The sequence below is a fragment of the Pseudomonas sp. FG98 genome, assembly GCF_057808595.1.
The window spans coordinates 133,203-152,592 of record NZ_JBMDIJ010000002.1; the positions used below are offsets into that span (position 1 = coordinate 133,203).

The 19,390-nt window shown below is 64.7% G+C and carries 20 protein-coding genes and 2 tRNA genes; 10 read left to right on the top strand and 12 right to left on the bottom strand.

Features of this window, described 5'->3' with window-relative positions:
• Positions 1-34 precede the first annotated feature (34 nt).
• From ACODSK_RS02180 to ACODSK_RS02205, 6 genes are all read right to left on the bottom strand, one after another.
• Positions 35-787 (bottom strand): SDR family NAD(P)-dependent oxidoreductase, encoded by a 753-nt coding sequence (locus ACODSK_RS02180; RefSeq protein ID WP_489013542.1) that lies wholly within the window; start codon positions 785-787, stop codon positions 35-37.
• Between the two features lie 56 nt (positions 788-843).
• Entirely contained in the window at positions 844-2,877 is a 2,034-nt protein-coding gene (locus ACODSK_RS02185; protein WP_489013544.1) for a pyrroloquinoline quinone-dependent dehydrogenase, read from the bottom strand.
• Positions 2,878-2,887: 10 nt separating this feature from the next.
• Positions 2,888-3,256 (bottom strand): glucose dehydrogenase, encoded by a 369-nt coding sequence (locus ACODSK_RS02190; RefSeq protein ID WP_489013546.1) that lies wholly within the window; start codon positions 3,254-3,256, stop codon positions 2,888-2,890.
• A complete protein-coding gene (locus tag ACODSK_RS02195; protein WP_489013548.1) occupies positions 3,253-4,578 on the bottom strand; it encodes an MFS transporter in 1,326 nt (441 codons plus the stop codon). Before ACODSK_RS02195 ends, ACODSK_RS02190 begins: the two co-directional genes overlap by 4 nt.
• Before the next feature lie 134 nt (positions 4,579-4,712).
• Positions 4,713-5,714, bottom strand: coding sequence for a transketolase family protein (locus ACODSK_RS02200; RefSeq protein WP_489013549.1), 1,002 nt, complete (start codon positions 5,712-5,714; stop codon positions 4,713-4,715).
• Positions 5,711-6,568 (bottom strand): transketolase, encoded by an 858-nt coding sequence (locus ACODSK_RS02205; RefSeq protein WP_489013550.1) that lies wholly within the window; start codon positions 6,566-6,568, stop codon positions 5,711-5,713. The genes ACODSK_RS02200 and ACODSK_RS02205 overlap by 4 nt, the downstream gene beginning before the upstream one ends.
• Positions 6,569-6,718: 150 nt before the next feature.
• Between ACODSK_RS02205 and ACODSK_RS02210 the strand changes: the two genes are divergently transcribed.
• The 10 genes from ACODSK_RS02210 (at position 6,719) to madM (ending at position 14,945) form a co-directional block, all read left to right on the top strand.
• A complete protein-coding gene (locus ACODSK_RS02210; RefSeq protein WP_489013551.1) occupies positions 6,719-7,600 on the top strand; it encodes a LysR substrate-binding domain-containing protein in 882 nt (293 codons plus the stop codon).
• Between the two features lie 116 nt (positions 7,601-7,716).
• Positions 7,717-9,378 carry a malonate decarboxylase subunit alpha gene (gene mdcA / locus ACODSK_RS02215; protein WP_489013552.1) on the top strand — a complete coding sequence of 554 codons (1,662 nt, stop codon included), beginning with the start codon at positions 7,717-7,719 and terminating at the stop codon, positions 9,376-9,378.
• Positions 9,378-10,229, top strand: a complete 852-nt coding sequence (locus tag ACODSK_RS02220; protein WP_489013554.1) for a triphosphoribosyl-dephospho-CoA synthase — start codon at positions 9,378-9,380, stop codon at positions 10,227-10,229. Before mdcA ends, ACODSK_RS02220 begins: the two co-directional genes overlap by 1 nt.
• Positions 10,230-10,526: a malonate decarboxylase subunit delta gene (locus tag ACODSK_RS02225; protein ID WP_489013556.1), complete on the top strand. Its 297-nt coding sequence runs from the start codon at positions 10,230-10,232 to the stop codon at positions 10,524-10,526.
• Positions 10,523-11,371 carry a biotin-independent malonate decarboxylase subunit beta gene (locus tag ACODSK_RS02230; RefSeq protein ID WP_489013558.1) on the top strand — a complete coding sequence of 283 codons (849 nt, stop codon included), beginning with the start codon at positions 10,523-10,525 and terminating at the stop codon, positions 11,369-11,371. The genes ACODSK_RS02225 and ACODSK_RS02230 overlap by 4 nt, the downstream gene beginning before the upstream one ends.
• Entirely contained in the window at positions 11,368-12,159 is a 792-nt protein-coding gene (gene mdcE / locus ACODSK_RS02235) for a biotin-independent malonate decarboxylase subunit gamma (RefSeq protein ID WP_489013560.1), read from the top strand. Before ACODSK_RS02230 ends, mdcE begins: the two co-directional genes overlap by 4 nt.
• Before the next feature lies 1 nt (position 12,160).
• Positions 12,161-12,775 (top strand): malonate decarboxylase holo-ACP synthase, encoded by a 615-nt coding sequence (locus ACODSK_RS02240; RefSeq protein ID WP_489013561.1) that lies wholly within the window; start codon positions 12,161-12,163, stop codon positions 12,773-12,775.
• The gene (mdcH, locus tag ACODSK_RS02245) at positions 12,772-13,692 is read left to right on the top strand and encodes a malonate decarboxylase subunit epsilon (protein WP_489013563.1); all 921 of its coding nucleotides are present in this window, start codon (positions 12,772-12,774) and stop codon (positions 13,690-13,692) included. The genes ACODSK_RS02240 and mdcH overlap by 4 nt, the downstream gene beginning before the upstream one ends.
• Positions 13,693-13,755: 63 nt before the next feature.
• Entirely contained in the window at positions 13,756-14,178 is a 423-nt protein-coding gene (gene madL, locus ACODSK_RS02250) for a malonate transporter subunit MadL (RefSeq protein ID WP_489013564.1), read from the top strand.
• A gap of 2 nt (positions 14,179-14,180) precedes the next feature.
• On the top strand, positions 14,181-14,945 hold the full coding sequence (madM, locus tag ACODSK_RS02255) for a malonate transporter subunit MadM (protein WP_489013566.1): 765 nt from the start codon (positions 14,181-14,183) through the stop codon (positions 14,943-14,945).
• Positions 14,946-14,972: 27 nt separating this feature from the next.
• Here madM and ACODSK_RS02260 read toward each other — a convergent pair whose 3' ends face one another.
• The 6 genes from ACODSK_RS02260 to pheT form a co-directional block, all read right to left on the bottom strand.
• The gene (locus tag ACODSK_RS02260; protein WP_489013568.1) at positions 14,973-15,884 is read right to left on the bottom strand and encodes a LysR family transcriptional regulator; all 912 of its coding nucleotides are present in this window, start codon (positions 15,882-15,884) and stop codon (positions 14,973-14,975) included.
• A gap of 116 nt (positions 15,885-16,000) precedes the next feature.
• Positions 16,001-16,076, bottom strand: a tRNA-Gly gene (locus ACODSK_RS02265).
• Positions 16,077-16,189: 113 nt separating this feature from the next.
• A tRNA-Pro gene (locus ACODSK_RS02270) sits at positions 16,190-16,266 on the bottom strand.
• Positions 16,267-16,365: 99 nt separating this feature from the next.
• Positions 16,366-16,722, bottom strand: a complete 357-nt coding sequence (locus tag ACODSK_RS02275; RefSeq protein ID WP_151926229.1) for a MerR family transcriptional regulator — start codon at positions 16,720-16,722, stop codon at positions 16,366-16,368.
• The gene (gene ihfA, locus ACODSK_RS02280; protein WP_009394049.1) at positions 16,703-17,005 is read right to left on the bottom strand and encodes an integration host factor subunit alpha; all 303 of its coding nucleotides are present in this window, start codon (positions 17,003-17,005) and stop codon (positions 16,703-16,705) included. Before ihfA ends, ACODSK_RS02275 begins: the two co-directional genes overlap by 20 nt.
• Positions 17,006-17,008: 3 nt before the next feature.
• Positions 17,009-19,384, bottom strand: coding sequence for a phenylalanine--tRNA ligase subunit beta (pheT, locus tag ACODSK_RS02285; RefSeq protein WP_489013570.1), 2,376 nt, complete (start codon positions 19,382-19,384; stop codon positions 17,009-17,011).
• Positions 19,385-19,390 lie beyond the last annotated feature (6 nt).

Consider the following 19,390-nt stretch of genomic DNA (forward strand, 5'->3'; position numbering starts at 1 on the left):
CGCAGGTCCTTGCATGTCGTTACCCCGTTGCCGTTCAGAACTGCACCCCACGGGTCAGCCCGCCATCGACGAGCAGGTTGGTACCGGTGGTGAAACTGGCCGCCGGACTGGCGAGGAAGACCACGGCCCTGGCCACCTCCAAGGGCGTGGCCATGCGTCCGAGAGGATTTTCCGCCAGGCACCTGGCGAAGGTTTCCGGCTGCTCGCGTTCGATATCGCCCCAGACCCCATCGGGGAAGTAGACGTTGCCGGGGGACACGCTATTCACCCGAATACCGTCACCGGCATGACGCGCCGACAGGGTTTTACCGTAGTGCAGCAACGCGGCCTTGAGGATGCCGTAGGGCTCGGCGAACTGGTCGACTTCGCGGCCCGAGACACTGGAGATCAGCACGATCGACGCTGCAGCCGACTGGCGCAGCGCTGGCAACGCCGCCTTGACCATCGCGGCGCTGCCCAGCAGGTCGGTGTCGAACGCCCTGCGCCAGGTGTCGAGGTCTTCGCCACCGGCCAGGGCACTGACATTGGGGACGACGATATCGAGCCCGCCCATGCGCTCGGCAGCCGCACCCACCCACTCGGCGATCTGCTGCGGGTGGGTCACATCCACGGCAGTGCCGAAGGCCCGCGCGCCGAACGCGGCACCTGCCGCCTCCACGCCGGAAACACCGCGGGCACAGAATTCGACCTGTGCGCCCTCATCGAGAAACAGTTGCACGATCGCGCGCCCGATCCCGCGTGAAGCGCCGCTGACCAGCACGCGCTTGTCCTTCAAGCCCAGATCCATCATCTATCTCCTCTTGGCAGGGTCCACGACGGCGCTGTACAGCGCCGTCGGGCTGTCTACTTGCGCAGCTTGTACGCAATGATCGCGTCACCCGTTCCGGTTTCCATGAAGGCATGGCCCGACGCTGAGATCAGCACATACTGCTCGCCGTCGACCTCGTACGAGATCGGGTTGGCCTGGGCCCCTACCGGCAGCACATCCTCCCAGAGCACCTCGCCGGTGGCGGTGTCGATGGCGCGGAACAGATTGTCGGTGGCGGCGCCAATGAAGGTCAGCCCACCCGCCGTCAACACGGCACCACCGTTGTTCGGCAGGCCGATGGTCAACGGCAGGTGCGACGGGATGCCGAAGGGACCGTTGCGCCGGGCGGTGCCCAGGGGTTCGTCCCAGACCGTCTTGCCGGTATCCAGGCTGATCGCGCGGATGCCGCCATAGGGCGGGGCCGAGCACGGCACGCCGGTGCCCCAGTTGCGCCATCCGGCATTGACGCGGATGGCGTAAGGGGCGTTGACCTGCGGGTAGGTCGAAGCACCGCCCTCGCCTTTGCCCGATTTGCTGCCGGCCTTGTTCAGCGCCGTCTCGTCCGTCTTCGGCGCGTAAATGGGCTTGAGCCCCATGGCGTTGGCCTGCTCCCGCGGAATCAGCTGGTTGAGGTTGGGGATATCGTTGTAGTTGGCGATCAGCAGGCGCCGTACCGGATCGATAGCCACCGAGCCCCAGTCCGAACCGCCGTTGTAGCCGGGGTACTGGATCCACGGACGGTCCACCGACGGCGGCGTCAGGTAGCCTTCATAACTGGCCTGGCGGAACTGGATCCGGCACATCAGTTGGTCCAGCGGCGAGAAGCCCCACATGTCGGCTTCGGTCTTCGGTGCCTGGCGCAGGGTGTGCCATTCGGAGGTCGGCTGACTGTCGGCGAGGAACCCCGGTTCCACCGAGCCGCCCTTCGGCGCCTTGACCTCGCCAACCGGGGTCAGCGGTTCGCCGGATGCCCGATCGAGGATGTAGATATCGCCCTGCTTGGTCGGCAACAGCACCGCCGGCACCGGCTTGCCATCCTTGCCCGGATAGTCGAGCAGGGTCGGCTGGCTGCCCAGGTCATAGTCCCAGACGTCGTGGCGGATGGTCTGGAAATGCCAGACGTCCTTGCCGGTCTTCACGTCCACGGCCACCAGCGAGGTCGAGTACTTGTTCTCGGCCTCGCTGCGGTTGGAGCCGTAGTAGTCGATCGACGAGTTGCTGATCGGCAGGTAGACGTAGCCCAGTTGCTCGTCACCCACGGCAGCAGTCCACATGTTCGGCGTGCCGCGGGTGTAGGTGGTGCCTTCGGCAGGTCCGTGGACGTTGTCCGGGTTGCCCAGGTCCCAGGCCCAGGCTAGTTTTCCGGTCAGCGCATCGTAGCCGCGGATCACGCCAGACGGTGCATCTTCGTCCTGGCCATCGCGAACCTGGGCACCGGTTACCACCACGCCGTTGACGATGGTCGGCGGCGCCGTTACGGCATACCAGCCGGGCACCTTCTTGCCGAGGCCCTGCCATAGATCCACCGCGCCGTTCTGGCCGAAGTCCTGGCAGGGTTCGCCAGTGTGCAGGTCGACCGCGATCAGTCGCGCATCGAGGGTCGCCTCGATCACGCGGCTGCGGCACTGGGCCGTTTCCGGCAATTGCACGGCGGTGTGGACGGCCACGCCCCGGCAAGCGGCGGCATGGGGAATCGCCTGGTCCGCAACGCCCGGGTCATGGCGCCAGTTTTCCTGGCCGGTCGCGGCGTTGATGGAAATCAGGATGTTCTTCGCCGAGCACATCAGCAGGTCGTTGCCGATCTTCAGCGGCGTGGTCTCGGGCGAATAGCGCACGCCGGCATTGGGCAGGTCGCGGGTGTGATAGACGAACGCCCGCTCCAGGTGAGCGACGTTCTGCGGGGTGATCTGCTGCAGCGGGCTGAATCGCTGGGCGTTGTGGTCGCCGCCGTAGAACGGCCAGTCGCCGGCGATCGGCGACGGCTCCGGGGTTGGCTGGGCAAATGCGAGCGGCGACAACAGTGCGCCGGTGATGGCAAGCGCACCGGCGCAGGTAACGGAAGTAGACATGAAGACCTCGTCAGACAGCGCGGCGCAAGGCCGGCGAGAGCAAAAGGATCAGCACCAGGATCACGCTCACGGTGACCAGTCGCGGCACCAGGCCCCAGCCGTTCAAACCCACCTCCCACAAGGCCCAGACCAGGGTCAGGCCCCAGATCAGGGCAAACAGATGGAGGGCGCTGCGCCGCTGCCGCCAGAGCAGCCAGGCGGTGACCGTCGAGCCAGCGCCCGCCAGTCCGTAGTACCAGCTACCGCCCAGGGCCATCAGCCACACACCGCCAGCCAGCATGGCCAGGCCGAACAATCCGAGCGCCAGGGCGAGTACCCCGACCGCCACTCTCCAGCCAGCCCGGTCCGGAGTCTGGGAAACACCACTAGGTTGAGTCATGACGCTGTTGATTCCTTGACGTGCAGTTGATTCAGGCCAACGTGTGGCAGCGTGCCGATCGGGCGGCGGGTACAGAACAGGGAGAGAATCGCGCCCACCACCAGCAAGGCGCCGACGACGATGAAGGCCAGGGCGAAACGGCCCGATCCGGCGACCACATAGCCGGTGACGATCGGTGCGAGCAGGCCGAACAGGTTGCCGACCGCAGTGATGAAGCCCGCTGCCGTGCCGACATCGTCTTCCGCACGCACCAGGTCGTTGACCAGCGACAGGTTCAGGGAGATGGCCGAGGCGCAGGTGGCCAGCGACAGCGTGATGACCAGCAGGATCGCCCAAGTGCTGTCGATGGCCGGGACCAGAAAGATCACCGACGAGCCCAGCAGGACACTGGCAATCACCTTGCGCCGCTGACCTGTCTCTGCAGCACCAGGGCGCATGACCTTGTCGCTCAGGCGGCCAATGACAATCGCCAGGATGGCTGCACCGAGGTAGGGAATGGCGGTGTAGAAGCCGCTGGACATCACCGTAAGACCCTTCTCCGCCTGCAGGTAGCTGGGCAACCAGGTGAGGAAGAAGTAGGTGGCGTAGACCGCGCAACCATGGGACAGCGCGATGGCCCACATGCTGCTGGAGCGCGCCAGGCCCTTGAGACCGAGGGAGACGGGCTGAGCCGAATCCGCAGTGGTTGTGACACTGCCCCGGGCGATTTCCTCACGCTCCTCGGCACCCAGCCAGGGCGCCTTGGACGGGTGGTTGTACCACTTCAGCCAGGCCGCCAGCCAGACGAACCCCAGCGCCCCGGCAACGACAAAAGCGATGCGCCAGCCAAAGGCGCTGATCAGCCAGCCAAAGCCGATGGCACCGATCGCCGGGCCGACCAGGCTGCCACTGTGGAACACCGCGGTGGCCATGCCGCGCTCCTTGAGCGGCATCCATTCGCGGATGACCCGCGCCCCGGCCGGATAGGTGGTGGCCTCACCCATGCCCATGATTAGCCGGCAACCGAGCAGCGAGACAAAGCCGGTGGACAGCGCCGTGCAGGCGGTTGCCACCGACCAGACACCGATGCCGTAGCCGTTGACCTTCTTCGGCCCGAAGCGCCCCACCAGGTAACCCATGGGAATCAGCGCCAGGAAGTACAGCCAGACGAACGAAGAGAACAGGTAACCCATGGCCACCGGGGAAATATCGAATTCTTCCTTGAGCACCTTGGACGCGACCGAGAGCGACACCCGGTCCACGTAGTTGATCAAGGTCAGGGTGAAGAGAAACGCGTAGATCCAGACACGCTTCTTGCTCAGCAGAGCGGAGTCGTTTTGCATCGTCATCACCTTTGTAGTTATTCGGACGATTCAGGGACAAATGACGGGATACGCCAGGGCCGACCACCACCTTGCAGGCCCGGGCAGCGGGCATTGCCGGCAAGGTGGCGGTCGGCGGCCTGACTGATGAATGCTCAGCCCAGCCAACGCTGGATATTGGCCACCAAGACGTCGGTGGAAATGCCATAGCGATCATGCAGGGTCGGCAGCGCACCGGCGTCGAGGAACTGGTCCGGCAGCGCCACATGGCGCACCTCGGGCTGGACCCGGGCCATGAGCAGGGCCATGGCGATGGCTTCGCCGAGGCCACCGATCTGCGTATGGTTCTCGGCGATGACCACCAACCGGCCTTCCCGGCGGCACTGCGCAATGATCGTGTCGACGTCCAGCGGCTTGATCGTCGGCACATGCAGTACCGCGGCATCGATGCGGCTGCCGCTCAACGCATCGGCCACTTCGAGGGCGCGCATGGTCATCAGGCCCGAGGAAATGATCAGCACATCCTTGCCGTCGCGAAGCACGCTGGCCTTGCCCAGTTCGAAGCGATAGTCGTACTCGTCGAGGATCAGCGGCACCCGTCCACGGGGCAGGCGCATGTAGACCGGGCCTTGATGCTCGGCGATGGCGGCCACGCACTGCTCGGTTTCCAACGCATCGCAGGGGTCGATGACCATCATCTGCGGAATCGCACGCATCATCGCCAGGTCTTCGGTGGCCTGGTGGCTCGGCCCGTAGCCGGTGGTCAGGCCCGGCAGCGCCGCGCAGATCTTCACGTTGAGGTTTTCTTCGGCAATCACCTGATGAATGAAGTCATAGGCACGCCGGGTGGCAAACACCGCGTAGGTGGTGGCGAACGGCACGAAGCCTTCCTTGGCCATGCCGCCGGCTGCGGCCATCAGCAACTGCTCGGCCATGCCCATCTGCAGGAAACGCTCGGGATAGCGCTGGGCGAAGATGTGCAGGTCGGTGTACTTGGCCAGGTCGGCGGTCATGCCGACGATGCGCGGGTTGTGCTCCCCGGCCTTGACCAGGGCATGGCCGAAGGGCGCCGAAGTGGTGCGCTGCCCCTCGCTGGCGATGGAGGCGATCATCGACGAGGTGGTGAGTTTCGCCTTGGCAGGCGTGGCAGTGGTCATGGCTGGCTCCCGGGGGCGGGGATCGCGTCGAGGTCGGCAAGGGCTTGTTGCCACTCGTGTGGCTCGACCCGGATGAAGTGGTTCTTGTCGCGCTGTTCGAGGAACGGCACGCCTTTGCCCATCAGGGTGTCGAAGAGGATCACCCGGGGTTTGTCTGCGCTGACGGCTCGCGCAATGTCGAACGCCTCGATCACTGCGCGCAGGTCGTTGCCATCGACCCGCTGGACGTGCCAGCCGAAGGCCGCCCATTTGTCCACCAGCGGCTCGAACTGGAGGATGTCGTGGGATGGCCCATCAGCCTGCTGGCGGTTGATGTCGACCAGGTTGATGAGGTTGCCAAGCCGGTGATGGGCCGCCGACATTGCGGCTTCCCATACGGCGCCTTCGTCCAGCTCGCCATCGGACATCGAGTTGTAGACGAAGGCCGCGTTGCCCTTCATACGCAGGCCGAGCGCCTGGCCCACCGCGATCGCCAGCCCTTGGCCGAGGGATCCACCGGAGATTTCCATGCCGGGGGTATAGGTGGCCATGCCCGACATGGGCAGCCGGCTGTCATCGGAGCCGTAGGTTTCCAGTTCTTCTTCGGGCAGCACACCCGCCTCCAGCAACGCGGCGTAGAGAGCGATGGCGTAGTGACCATGGGACAGCAGAAAACGGTCGCGCCCTTCCCACTCGGGTTCGGCGGCGCGGAGGTTCATGGCATGGCAGTAGGCAACCGCCAGCACATCGGCCCAGCCCAGGGCCTGGCCGACATAGCCCTGGCCCTGGACCTCGCCCATGCGCAGGGCGAAGCGGCGAATGCGCCAGGCGTGCCGGGACATCTGGACGAAGTGTCCATTGCAACTCTCGGTCATGTTGTTCTCCGTTAGGGACCTTGGGTCTTCGGCTATTGGCGCAAATGATTCATCTGCAACCGGCCAAATTGAGCAATGGCGCGATCTTCGTGTAAAAATCAGCGGTCGACAAAAGGTATAAATTCGCCAATAAGTGAACAGGATTCATCAATGAAATGGCTCAAGCGCGTACCGCTGACGTCCCTTCGCGTGTTCGAGGCGGCAGGCAGGACCTGCTCGTTCGTCAGCGCGGCCCATGAGCTGGATCTGTCCGCCAGCGCCGTCAGCCATGCCATCCGCAAGCTGGAGGCGGCGGCCGGGGTGGCGCTGTTTATCCGCACCACCCGCAGTACCGTACTCACCGCCGAAGGCGCCGTGCTGCTGGAGCATGTCCAGCGCGGTTTCGAGGAAATGAACCGTGGCTTCAGCATGGCCACCACCCAGGCCTCGGTGCCCTTGCGCGTGCACTCGGCGCCAACCTTCGCCAGCCAGTGGCTGGTGCCGAGGATTGCCGGCTTCATGCACCAGCACCCGCAGATCGACCTGCGCATCTCGGCGAGCACCGAGTACGCCACCTTCGACAACGATGACTTCGACGTCGATATCGTCTATGGCGACCCGCAGCCAACGCAGCATGAGGTCACCCCGCTGTGCATCGAAGAACTGACCCCGCGTTGCTGCCCGGCCCTGGCCGAGCAGATCCGCCACCCCCAGGATCTCTACGAGCAGTTGCTGATCCAGAACGATGGCCAGGCCGTGCAGTGGAAAGGCTGGTTCGCGGCCAACGACCTGCCGCTGCCGAGCAGTTTCGCCCTGGCCTTCGACCGCAGTTCCATCAGCATTTCAGCGGCGGTGGACGGGCTGGGGGTGATCGTCGAGTCGGATTTGCTGGCCGCCCGCGAGCTGGCGACGGGGCGCCTGGTCAGCCCGTTGCAGGGCGTGAGCAAGTCGGTGCGGATCGTCGGCCACTACCTGGTCAACCCGCGCCGGCATCGCCAGCCGGAGGCGGTCAAGCACTTCAGGGAGTGGCTGTTCAGGGAGCTGGAGGCCTAAGCCGTATGAAGGCAAACTATTAGCCTCAGAGTAATGAAACGCCTGCGGGGTTGATTGATAGCCCAACGTTCCACGACCACAGTGGCTGCACAAAAACCACAATCGTGGAGTCACCGATGACCACCGCTCTCACCCCTCCCCCGCAATGGTCACGGCGGCGCGCCGAGAAGCAGCGCCGCCTTGACCGGGTCCGTCATCTTGCCGACGGGGCCGTGCTGCCCACCGAGGCCATCGTCGAAGCCCTGGAGTTGCTGATTGCCCCCGGCGATCGCGTGGTGCTGGAAGGCAATAACCAGAAACAGGCCGATTTCCTTTCCCGGGCCCTGGCCAAGGCCGACCCGGAGCGCCTGCACGATCTGCACATGATCATGCCCAGCGTCAGCCGGGCCGAGCACCTGGACCTGTTCGAGCGGGGCATCGCGCGCAAGCTGGACTTCTCCTTCGCCGGTCCGCAGAGCTTGCGTATCAGCCAGTTGCTGGAAGACGGCCTGCTGGAAGTCGGTGCCATCCATACCTACATCGAACTGTATTCCCGGCTGCTGGTGGACCTGATTCCCAACGTCACCCTGGTTGCCGGGTTCATGGCCGACCGCGACGGCAACCTGTACACCGGCCCGAGCACCGAGGACACCCCGGCGCTGGTCGAGCCGGCGGCCTTCAGCGACGGCATCGTCATCGCCCAGGTCAACCAGTTGGTGGAGCGCAGCGACGACCTGCCCCGGGTGGACATTCCGGCGTCGTGGGTCGACTTCGTGGTGGTCGCCGACCAGCCCTTCTATATCGAGCCGCTGTTCACCCGCGACCCGCGCCATATCAAGCCGGTGCATGTGCTGATGGCGATGATGGCGATTCGCGGCATCTACGAGAAACATCAGGTCCAGTCGCTGAACCACGGTATCGGCTTCAACACCGCCGCCATCGAACTGATCCTGCCGACCTACGGCGAATCCCTGGGCCTGAAGGGCAAGATCTGCCGCAACTGGACGCTCAACCCGCACCCGACCCTGATCCCCGCCATCGAGACCGGTTGGGTCGAGAGCGTGCACTGCTTCGGCACCGAACTGGGCATGGAGAACTACATCGCCCAGCGTCCGGACGTGTTCTTCACCGGTCGCGACGGCTCCATGCGTTCGAACCGGATGATGTGCCAACTGGCCGGCCAGTACGCGGTCGATCTGTTCATCGGCGCCACCCTGCAGGTGGACGGCGACGGCCACTCCTCGACCGTGACCCGCGGTCGCCTGGCCGGCTTCGGCGGGGCGCCGAACATGGGCCATGACCCGCGCGGACGCCGCCATGCCACTCCGGCCTGGCTGGACATGACCGTGCCCGACACCCTGCTCGAACGCGGCCGCAAGCTGGTGGTGCAGATGGTCGAGACCTACCAGGAAGGCGGTAAACCGACCTTCGTCGAAACCCTCGACGCGGTGGACGTGGCGCGCAAGACCGGCATGCCCCTCGCCCCGATCATGATCTACGGCGACGACGTCACCCACCTGCTCACCGAGGAAGGCATCGCCTACCTGTACAAGGCCCGCAGCCTGGAGGAGCGCCAGCAGATGATCGCCGCAGTGGCCGGGGTTACCGCCATCGGCCTGCGCCACGATCCGAAAGACACCCTGCGCCTGCGCCAGGCCGGGCTGGTGGCCTTGCCGGAAGACCTCGGCATCCGCCGCACCGATGCCAGTCGCGAGCTGCTCGCGGCGCGCAGCATCGCCGAACTGGTCGAATGGTCCGGCGGGCTCTACAACCCGCCCGCACGTTTCAGGAGCTGGTGATGAATGCGCTCAATCCGCTCCTCCCGGAACTCCCCCTGGCCGACCGCCTGGCGGATCTGGCCGTCGATGCGCTGATCGACGAGGCGGAACTGTCGCCCAAGCCGGGTCTGGTCGACCGTCGCGGCGGCGGTGCCCATGGCGACATGAACCTGGCCCTGATGCAGGCCTCGGCCCTGTCGTTGTGGCCGTGCTTTCGGCAGATGGCCGAAGCGGCCCAGGTCCACGGCGAGATCAATCCTGCGTTGCGCATGGCGCTGGGCAAGACCGGCCGTGACGGCGAAGCCGCCATGCTGGCAACCACCAAGGGCGTGAATACCCACCGCGGTGCCATCTGGGCACTGGGCCTGCTGATCGCGGCCAAGGCCGTGCAGCCGGACACCCAGGATGCCGCCACCATCGCCATTCGCGCCGGCCGCATCGCCCTGATCGAAGACCCCGCCGCACCGGCCAGCAACAGCCATGGCGCACAGGTGCTGCGGCGCTACGGCGCACTCGGCGCGCGGGAACAGGCGCAGCTTGGTTTTCCTGCGGTGATCGAGGTGGGGTTGCCGCAACTGCGGCGCAGCCGGGCTGCGGGCGTCAGTGAAAACCATGCGCGCCTGGATACCCTGCTGGCCTTGATGGCGGTGCTCAGCGACACCTGCGTCCTCTGGCGTTCCGGCGCCCAGGGCCTGGCCGCGCTGCAAGAAGGCGCCCGTGCCATCCTCGATGCCGGTGGCAGCGCCAGCCTCGCCGGACGCCGGCGCCTGCAAGCGCTCGACACCCTGCTGCTGCAACTCAATGCCTCGCCAGGCGGCGCCGCGGACCTGCTGGCCGCCTGCCTGTTCCTCGACAGAATCGGGAGTCTGTGAATGGAAACCCTGACCTTTGAATTTCCCGCCGCCGAACCTGGCCGCGGTCGCAGCCTGGTGGGCTGCGTCAGTTCCGGTGACCTGGAAGTGCTGATCGAACCTGGCAACGCCGGTCGCCTGCGCGTGCAGGTGGTGACCTCGGTCAACGGCAGTTCGGCGCGCTGGTCGCAGTTGCTTGAACGGCTGTTCGACGGCCGCCGGTTGCCGGCCCTGAACATCGATATCCATGACTTCGGCGCCACCCCCGGGGTCGCCCGTCTGCGGCTTGAACAGGGCTTCGAGGAGATCGCGCCATGACCGATATCCAACGCCTGCTGCAAGCACGCAGCTTCGTCGAACTGAACGCCCGGCAACGCGCCAGGGCCCTGCTCGACAGCGGCACCTTCCGTGAACTGCTCGGCCCGTTCGACCGGCAGATGTCGCCCTGGCTACCACGCCAGGGCATCGTGCCCCAGGCCGATGACGGCGTGGTGATCGCCAAGGGCACGCTGGATGGCCACGCCACCGTGATTGCCGCCATCGAGGGGGGATTCCAGGGCGGCAGCATGGGCGAAGTGGGCGGCGCGAAGATCGCCGGCGCCCTGGAGCTGGCCATCGAGGACAACCGCAAGGGCATTCCCGTGCGTGCCGTGCTGTTGCTGGAAACCGGCGGCGTGCGCCTGCAGGAAGCCAACCTCGGGTTGGCAGCCATCGCCGAGATCCAGGCGGCCATCGTCGAGCTGCGTGGCTATCAGCCGGTGATCGGCCTGATCGCAGGTTCGGTCGGCTGCTTCGGCGGCATGTCGATCGCCGCCGGACTATGCAGCCACCTGCTGGTGACCCGTGAAGCGCGCCTGGGCTTGAACGGTCCGCAGGTCATCGAGCAGGAAGCCGGTATCGGCGAGTACGACGCCAAGGATCGTCCGTTCATCTGGGGCCTGACCGGCGGCGAACAACGCCATGCGTCCGGCCTGGCGGACAGCTACGTCAACGACGATGTCGAGAGCGTGCGCCAGAAATTGATCGAACTGGTAGACGCACCATCGCGCCTGCGCAGCCAGCGCTACCAGTGGTACCTCGAACGCCTGGCGCAGTTGGGCGCGGATGTCGCGCAACTGGACGCTGCCGCAGTGCGAACCCTTTACCCAGGAGAACCGTCATGAACCGCGCCCACACCTGGCTATCGGCCTTGACCCACGAGGCGCCCCTGCCCGGCTACCCGGCCTCGCTGCGGGTGGTCGATGGGGAGCTGGACAACCGCACCGTGCGCTTCATCGCCGTGGTCCCCGACCCGCACAATCCGTTCCCCCGGGCACGCTCCGGCGAAGTCGGGTTGCTGGAGGGCTGGGGACTGGCCAAGGCGGTCACCGAGGCCATCGAACAGGACCGCAACGGTGAAAAGCGTGCGCTGGTGGCGATCATCGACGTGCCCAGCCAGGCCTATGGCCGTCGCGAGGAAGCGCTGGGCATCCATCAGGCGCTGGCCGGCGCGGTGGACGCCTACGCCAGGGCACGCCTGGCCGGGCATCCGGTGATCGGGCTGCTGGTGGGCAAGGCCATGTCCGGTGCGTTTCTCGCCCATGGCTACCAGGCCCAGCGCCTGATCGCCCTGGACGATGCCGGGGTCATGGTCCACGCCATGGGCAAGGCGGCGGCGGCGCGCATCACCCTGCGCAGTGTCGAGGAGCTCGAAGCCCTGGCCGCCGAGATCCCGCCCATGGCCTACGACCTGGACAGCTACGACTCGCTGGGCCTGCTGTGGCGCCGTCTGGCGGTGGACAGTGCCGAGCAGCCGGGCGCAGCCGACCTGTCCCGGGTACGCGAATGCCTGGTCGCAGCGGTGCAGGATATCGGCGCCAGCAGTGATCTGTCGGCGCGCCTGCAAGGTACCCATCGCAGCGCCTCGCGTAACGTGCGGGCCCTGCTTCGCGCGCAGTGGCAGGAGGCCTGACATGCACGCGCCTCGCCCACACGACCTGCTCTGGGGACTCTCTGCGGCAGCACTGCCCGAAGAAGCTCCGGCCTGGGCTCATCGCGTGCTGCGCGACGGGCATCCGGTGGTCGTGCGGCGTGCCATCGCCAGCGACGGCAATGTCGCGGTGGGCTTGCGTGGTGACGGACGCGAGCAGCGCCTGGCCTGTGAAATGGCGCTGGCCGCGATCGTCAGGCAAGTGAGTCCGGAAGCGCTGCGCGGCGAGCAGGTCGCTACCCTGCCGCCGCTGCTCGCGCTGGGCCATGTGGCGGCGGTGCTGGATTCGACCGGGCTGGCATGGGGGCCAACGGGCGGTACGGGGTATCAGTTGGCGACCGGCGTGGCGGTGCTGCATGCCGACAGTGATCTGGACTTGCTGCTGCGCACGCCCGGGCCGATTGAACGTCCCCAGGCCAGGGCCTTGCTCGATGCCCTCGACCAGGGGCCCTGCCGTATCGACGTGCAACTGGAAACACCCGCTGGCGCGATCGCCTTGCGCGAGTGGGCCGGCAGCGCTGCCCGCGTACTGCTCAAGTCGTCCACGGGAGCGCGCCTGGTCGCCAACCCGTGGCTGGAACAGGAGCGCCGGGGATGAGCAGTCTCTTCGTGTTTCCCGGTCAAGGCGCGCAGCAACCGGGCATGCTCCACAGGCTTCCAGAAGGCTCGACCGCGTTGATCGAGGAAGCCGGTGACTGCCTGAACGAATCGGTGCTGGCGCTGGATTCGGTGGCGGCGCTGCAATCCACCCGGGCCGTGCAACTGTGCCTGTTGCTGGCCGGGGTGGCCTGGGCGCGCTGGCTGATGCAGCGCAGCCCGCAGCCGGACTATGTGGCCGGGCTGTCCATCGGCGCCTATGCGGCGGCAGTGACGGCACAGGCGCTGGGTTTCGCCGATGCCGTGCGTCTGGTCAGCCTGCGCGGTGAATTGATGCAACGCGCCTATCCGCAAGGCTATGGCATGACCGCCCTCAGCGGTCTCGACGCGAGCCAGATCGAAGCGCTGATCGCGGAGGCTGGAGGCCAGGTACACATCGCCAACCTCAATACGGAAAACCAGATAGTCATCGCCGGGAGTGACGAAGCGATGGCAGCGGTCGCGACCCTGGCCCGGCGCCGCGGCCAGGGTATCGCACGGCGCCTGGCCGTCAGCGTGCCGTCGCATTGCCCTCTGCTGGATGAACCGGCCAGCGCATTGGCTGCGGCCTTCGCCGATGTGCCGGTCCAGCGGCCACGGATCACCTATCTGAGCGGCAGCAGCGCGCGCCCGATCTTCGACAGTGCGCGCCTGCGCGATGACCTGGCCGGCAACATGGCGCGGGTCGTCGACTGGCGCGGCACTCTGGGCAATGCCTACGAACGCGGTGTGCGCTTGCAGGTGGAGATGCCGCCGGGCAGCGTCCTCAGCGGCCTGGCCCGCAGTGTGTTCAAGGAGGGCCGTGTAGTTGCCCTCGACAGCACCCGGGCAGATACAGTGGACGCCTTGCTGCGTCAGGAGGTGGCCAGCACCCAGTAAGCGTGTGGTTTGCGAAGGACAACAACAAAAAGCAACTTCGATAAAAGACCGAGGACAACAACAATGATCATCTATGGTGTGGCTCTGCTTGCGGTATGCACATTGGCCGGCGTCATCGTCGGCGACTTCCTGGGTGTGCTGCTGGGCGTCAAGTCCAATGTCGGCGGGGTCGGCATTGCCATGATCCTGCTGATCTGCGCGCGGCTGTACATGCACAAGCGTGGCGGCCTGAGCAAGGAATGCGAACTGGGCGTGGGTTTCTGGGGCGCGATGTATATCCCCGTGGTGGTCGCCATGGCGGCCCAGCAGAACGTTGTTACCGCGCTGCATGGCGGCCCGGTCGCCGTACTGGCAGCCATTGGCGCGGTCCTGTCGTGTGGCGTGACCATCGCCCTGATCAGCCGCACCCATAGAGGCGAGCCGTTGCCCAGGGAAGAAAGCGTCCCTGACCAGCCTGCTCACGTCGCCCCCGTTGGAGGTCGTTGAACATGTGGCCAATCATTGAAAAAGCCCTGGAACACAACGGCCTGATCACCGCCTTCGCGGTAGTGGGCGCGATCATGTGGCTGTCGGTCCTGCTGTCGAAGTACCTGACCCTTGGCCGGGTGCATGGCTCGGCCATCGCCATCGTCATCGGCCTGGTCCTGGCCTGGGTTGGCGGCACCCTTACCGGCGGCCAGAAGGGCCTGGCGGACGTCGCGCTGTTTTCCGGTATCGGTCTGATGGGCGGCGCCATGCTGCGGGATTTCGCCATCGTCGCCACGGCCTTCGAAGTACAGGCCACCGAAGCGCGCAAGGCCGGGATGATCGGTGTGGTCTCCCTGTTGCTCGGCACCGTGCTGCCCTTTATCGTCGGCGCTGCCGTCGCCTGGGCCTTTGGCTACCGGGATGCGGTGAGCATCACCACCATCGGTGCCGGCGCAGTGACCTACATCGTCGGCCCGGTGACGGGTGCAGCGATTGGCGCCAGTTCCGATGTGATGGCGCTGTCCATCGCCACCGGGTTGATCAAGGCGATCATCGTCATGGTCTTCACGCCGATGTCGGCACGCTTGCTGGCCCTGGACAACCCGCGCTCGGCGATGGTCTTCGGCGGGCTGGCAGGCACCGTGTCGGGCGTCACTGCCGGACTGGCGGCCACCGATCGCCGTCTGGTGCCCTACGGCGCGCTGACCGCCACGTTCCATACCGGGCTGGGCTGCCTGATGGGGCCGTCGATCCTGTACTTCTGCGTACGCGGGTTGGTTGGCTAGATTTTTAGAGGTCGCGAGCGGGGGGCATCACCCCCGCTCCTTGTACATCCGGCACTCCGCCAGCAAGGCCAGCAGATTCGGTTCACGCTCCCGGGCCTTGAGAAAAACCACGCCAATATGCTGCTGCAGGCGATAGCGCGCTTGCAGGGGAATCAGCTTGACCCGGTTCTCGTACACGGCGGACACCCTTCCTGGCAACAGCGCGTAACCCACGCCCGAGCTCACCATGCTCAGCAGGGTGAAAATGTCATGCACTTGCATGGCCACTTTCGGTTCGAAGCCCGCTTGCTGAAAAACCCGGATGCTGTCGCGATGGGTGGCGAAGCCTTGGGTCAGGCTGATGAACGTCGCCTCCACCAGATCGGCAAGGTCCACTTCAGGCTGCTCGGCAAAGGGCGAATCGACCGGGGTGGCAAGGAAGATATCGTCGGAGCACAGCGGCAGATGCTCGAAGAGCGGGTCGTTGATGCTCTCGTCCAGCGATATCAGGATGGCGTCGAGTTCATGGTTCTTCAGGCGCCCCAGCAGGTCGACGTTCGAGCCGAGGGACAGATCGATGGTCAACTCGCTGCGCCGCAGTTTTAGGCCCATGACCAGCTTGGGGACGGTCTTGACGGTCAGCGAATACAGCGAGCCCAGCTTGAACCGGTCAGCGTAGAACCCCGCCGCTTCGCGGGTCTGGCGCACCATCTGCTCGGCATCCTGGATCAGCTGGCGGGCTTTCTTCTCCAGGACATAGGCGCTTTCCAGCGGGATGAGCTGTCGGCCCGCCTGCTTGAACAATGGGCAGCGCAGCGCACTTTCCAGGGAGTGGATGGCCCGGTGCACGCTGACCGTGCTGGTGGACAAGGCTTCGGCGGCACGTCCGAGGTTTCCGCAGCGCATGAAGGAAAGGAATATCTCGAGTTTCTTCAGGGTGAGTTCTTCGTCTATCAGCATGGGTGCAGGACCTTTGGCGATAGGCCTCACCCTGACCGATCAACCCATCGAAATCAATGCCTTGCGGGAGGATTGCAGAAACGAAAAAAGGACCCGAAGGTCCTTTGATCTTAATTTGGAGCGGGAAACGAGACTCGAACTCGCGACCCCGACCTTGGCAAGGTCGTGCTCTACCAACTGAGCTATTCCCGCATTTGTTGCTGTGTATCCGAATCTGAATTCAAATGTGAAGGTATACGCCCCACTGAATCAACATCGAATAAAAAATCCAATCACCGTCGAGTGACTGGATTTTTGGGGATTTTTGGTCGGGACGGAGTGATTCGAACACTCGACCCCTTGCACCCCATGCAAGTGCGCTACCGGGCTGCGCTACGCCCCGACTGCATTCTCGGTGTTGCTGAGAACGATGAGGAATCTACCTTAAGCTTTTGAATTTTGGAAGGATTATTTTCACAACCCTATCAAAATCTGCCTCAGGTCATTTCTTCAGAACTACCAGCACATCTTCCAGTTCGGTAATCATCTGCCGAATCAGTTGTTTGTACTGGGTGGTATCGTCCTTGGCCTCATCACTGGACAGACGCAGACGCGCACCGCCAATGGTGAAGCCCTGGTCGTACAGCAAGGCGCGGATCTGACGAATCATCAGCACATCCTGGCGCTGATAATACCGACGGTTTCCGCGGCGCTTGACCGGGTTGAGTTGCGGGAACTCCTGCTCCCAATAACGGAGCACGTGCGGTTTTACCGCACAGAGCTCACTGACCTCACCGATGGTGAAGTAACGTTTTCCCGGAATAGGCGGGAGTTCGTCGTTATGGCTTGGTTCCAGCATAAGCCTCAACCCGGGCCTTCAGTTTCTGCCCTGGACGAAAGGTGACGACGCGGCGTGCCGTGATCGGGATTTCTTCCCCGGTTTTCGGGTTGCGTCCCGGACGCTGGCGCTTGTCGCGCAGGTCAAAATTGCCGAAACCGGACAATTTGACCTGCTCGTTGTCTTCAAGAGCGTGCCTGATTTCCTCAAAGAACAGTTCGACCAGTTCTTTGGCCTCACGCTTGTTCAGGCCCAGCTCCTCGTACAGCCGTTCTGCCATCTCAGCTTTCGTCAGAGCACCCATACGCTATTTCCTTAACGTGGTGTTCAACCTTTGTTCGAGCGAGGTGAGGATGTTTTGGGTCGTGGCATTCACCTCATCGTCGTTAAGAGTGCGCGATGGATGTTGCCAGGTCAAGCCGACCGCCAGGCTTTTTCTATCAGGATCAATACCTTTACCCTGGTAGACGTCAAACAGCCTGAGGTCCGTGAGCCATTCGCCTGCATTCTCACGAATTACTTCAAGCACAGAACTTGAAGCAACATCACGGCCGGCAATCAACGCCAGGTCGCGACGAACTTCCGGGAACTTGGACAGCTCGTGGAACTTCGGCAGACGCCCTTCCACCACTTCACCCAGCACCAACTCGAAGAGGAACACACTGCGGTCCAGACCAAGGGTCTTGGCCAGTTCCGGATGCAGTGCACCGAGGAAACCGACTTCACGACCATTGCGCTCGATACGTGCAGTCTGGCCCGGGTGCAACGCCGGGTGCTTGCCGGCGACGAAGGTGAATTCGTTCAGCGAACCGGACGAATTCAGCAGCGCCTCGACATCCGCCTTGACATCGAAGAAGTCGATGCCGTCGCGACCGTTGGCCCAGCCCTCTGGCAGACGACTACCGCAAACCACGCCAGCCAGCATGGGCTGCTGTTGCAGACCCTCCAGTTGGCCGACGAAGCGCAGACCGCTTTCGAACAGGCGCACGCGATCCTGCTGACGATTGAGGTTGTGCTGCAACGCCTTGACCAGGCCCGGCCACAGGGACGCGCGCATGGCGGCCATGTCGCTGGAGATCGGGTTGGCCAGCAGCAGCGGCTCAACGCCTGGGGTGAACAGTTCGAACAGTTTCGGATCGATGAAGCTGTAGGTGATCGCTTCCTGGTAGCCACGGGCGACCAGCAGACGACGCAGCGACGGCAGCTCACCGCGAGCTTCGGCACATGCCTGAGGAGCCAGACGTGCTTGCGGGTAACGGACCGGCAGGCGGTTGTAGCCGTACAGGCGACCCAGCTCTTCGATCAGGTCGACCTCGAGGCTGATATCGAAGCGATGGCTTGGCACTTCCACCTGCCATTGGCCTTCGCCGGCGGTGGTTTTCAGGCCCAGGGCATTGAGCAGTTGCTCGACCTCGGCTACGGCCATTTCCATACCCAGCATCTGGGTGATGCGCTCGGCGCGCAGAGTGATCGGCGCAATCTGCGGCAGATGCTGCGCGCTGAGGGCTTCGATCACCGGACCGGCTTCGCCGCCAACGATCTCCAGCAGCAGGCCGGTGGCGCGCTCCATGGCTTCACGGGCCAGTTGCGAATCGACACCACGCTCGTAGCGGTGCGAGGCATCGGTGTGCAGGCCGTAGGAACGGGCCTTGCCAGCGACGGAGATCGGCTCGAAGAAGGCGCTTTCCAGGAAGATGTCGCGAGTAGTGGCGGACACTCCGCTGTGCTCGCCACCCATCACGCCGGCGATAGCCAGGGCGCGGCTGTGGTCGGCGATGACCAGGGTGTCGGCACGCAGGGTGACTTCCTGGCCGTCCAGCAGGACGAGCTTCTCGCCCTCTTCCGCCATACGCACGCGGATGCCGCCGTTGATTTCGGCAAGATCGAAGGCGTGCAGCGGCTGGCCCAGCTCGAGCATCACGTAGTTGGTGATATCGACCGCGGCATCGATGCTGCGTACGTCGGCGCGACGCAGGCGCTCGACCATCCACAGCGGGGTCGGACGCGACAGATCGACATTGCGGATGACCCGGCCCAGGTAACGCGGGCAGGCAGCAGGAGCCAGTACCTCGACCGGACGCACTTCGTCATGCACGGCATTGACCGCAGGCACTCCCGGGCGGCTGACCGGAGCGGCATACAGGGCGCCGACTTCACGGGCCAGACCGGCCAGGGACAGGCAGTCGCCACGGTTCGGGGTCAGGTCGACTTCAATGCTGGCGTCGTCCAGATCCAGATACTCGCGGATATCCTTGCCAACCGGTGCGTCGGCAGCCAGTTCCAGCAGGCCGTCGTTATCGTCGCTGATCTGCAGTTCGGAGGCCGAGCAGAGCATGCCGTTGGATTCGACACCGCGCAACTTGGCCTTCTTGATCTTGAAGTCGCCCGGCAGTTCGGCGCCGATCATGGCGAACGGGATTTTCAGGCCCGGACGCACGTTAGGTGCACCGCAGACGACCTGGAAAGTCTCGCTGCCGTTGCTCACCTGGCAAACGCGCAGCTTGTCGGCGTCGGGGTGCTGTTCAGTGCTCAGCACCTCACCCACCACGATACCGCTGAATTGGCCGGCGGCCGGGGTCACGCTGTCGACCTCAAGACCTGCCATCGACAGACGGGCTACCAGCTCGTCACGGGAAACCTGCGGATTGACCCAACCGCGCAGCCACTTTTCACTAAATTTCATCCTGCT

Bases quoted from the DNA above. Each gene is read 5' to 3' on its own strand.
- ACODSK_RS02180 (WP_489013542.1), bottom strand. From the start codon at position 787: ATGGATCTGGGCTTGAAGGACAAGCGCGTGCTGGTCAGCGGCGCTTCA.
- ACODSK_RS02185 (WP_489013544.1), bottom strand. From the start codon at position 2,877: ATGTCTACTTCCGTTACCTGCGCCGGTGCGCTTGCCATCACCGGCGCA.
- ACODSK_RS02190 (WP_489013546.1), bottom strand. From the start codon at position 3,256: ATGACTCAACCTAGTGGTGTTTCCCAGACTCCGGACCGGGCTGGCTGG.
- ACODSK_RS02195 (WP_489013548.1), bottom strand. From the start codon at position 4,578: ATGCAAAACGACTCCGCTCTGCTGAGCAAGAAGCGTGTCTGGATCTAC.
- ACODSK_RS02200 (WP_489013549.1), bottom strand. From the start codon at position 5,714: ATGACCACTGCCACGCCTGCCAAGGCGAAACTCACCACCTCGTCGATG.
- ACODSK_RS02205 (WP_489013550.1), bottom strand. From the start codon at position 6,568: ATGACCGAGAGTTGCAATGGACACTTCGTCCAGATGTCCCGGCACGCC.
- ACODSK_RS02210 (WP_489013551.1), top strand. From the start codon at position 6,719: ATGAAATGGCTCAAGCGCGTACCGCTGACGTCCCTTCGCGTGTTCGAG.
- mdcA (WP_489013552.1), top strand. From the start codon at position 7,717: ATGACCACCGCTCTCACCCCTCCCCCGCAATGGTCACGGCGGCGCGCC.
- ACODSK_RS02220 (WP_489013554.1), top strand. From the start codon at position 9,378: ATGAATGCGCTCAATCCGCTCCTCCCGGAACTCCCCCTGGCCGACCGC.
- ACODSK_RS02225 (WP_489013556.1), top strand. From the start codon at position 10,230: ATGGAAACCCTGACCTTTGAATTTCCCGCCGCCGAACCTGGCCGCGGT.
- ACODSK_RS02230 (WP_489013558.1), top strand. From the start codon at position 10,523: ATGACCGATATCCAACGCCTGCTGCAAGCACGCAGCTTCGTCGAACTG.
- mdcE (WP_489013560.1), top strand. From the start codon at position 11,368: ATGAACCGCGCCCACACCTGGCTATCGGCCTTGACCCACGAGGCGCCC.
- ACODSK_RS02240 (WP_489013561.1), top strand. From the start codon at position 12,161: ATGCACGCGCCTCGCCCACACGACCTGCTCTGGGGACTCTCTGCGGCA.
- mdcH (WP_489013563.1), top strand. From the start codon at position 12,772: ATGAGCAGTCTCTTCGTGTTTCCCGGTCAAGGCGCGCAGCAACCGGGC.
- madL (WP_489013564.1), top strand. From the start codon at position 13,756: ATGATCATCTATGGTGTGGCTCTGCTTGCGGTATGCACATTGGCCGGC.
- madM (WP_489013566.1), top strand. From the start codon at position 14,181: ATGTGGCCAATCATTGAAAAAGCCCTGGAACACAACGGCCTGATCACC.
- ACODSK_RS02260 (WP_489013568.1), bottom strand. From the start codon at position 15,884: ATGCTGATAGACGAAGAACTCACCCTGAAGAAACTCGAGATATTCCTT.
- ACODSK_RS02275 (WP_151926229.1), bottom strand. From the start codon at position 16,722: ATGCTGGAACCAAGCCATAACGACGAACTCCCGCCTATTCCGGGAAAA.
- ihfA (WP_009394049.1), bottom strand. From the start codon at position 17,005: ATGGGTGCTCTGACGAAAGCTGAGATGGCAGAACGGCTGTACGAGGAG.
- pheT (WP_489013570.1), bottom strand. From the start codon at position 19,384: ATGAAATTTAGTGAAAAGTGGCTGCGCGGTTGGGTCAATCCGCAGGTT.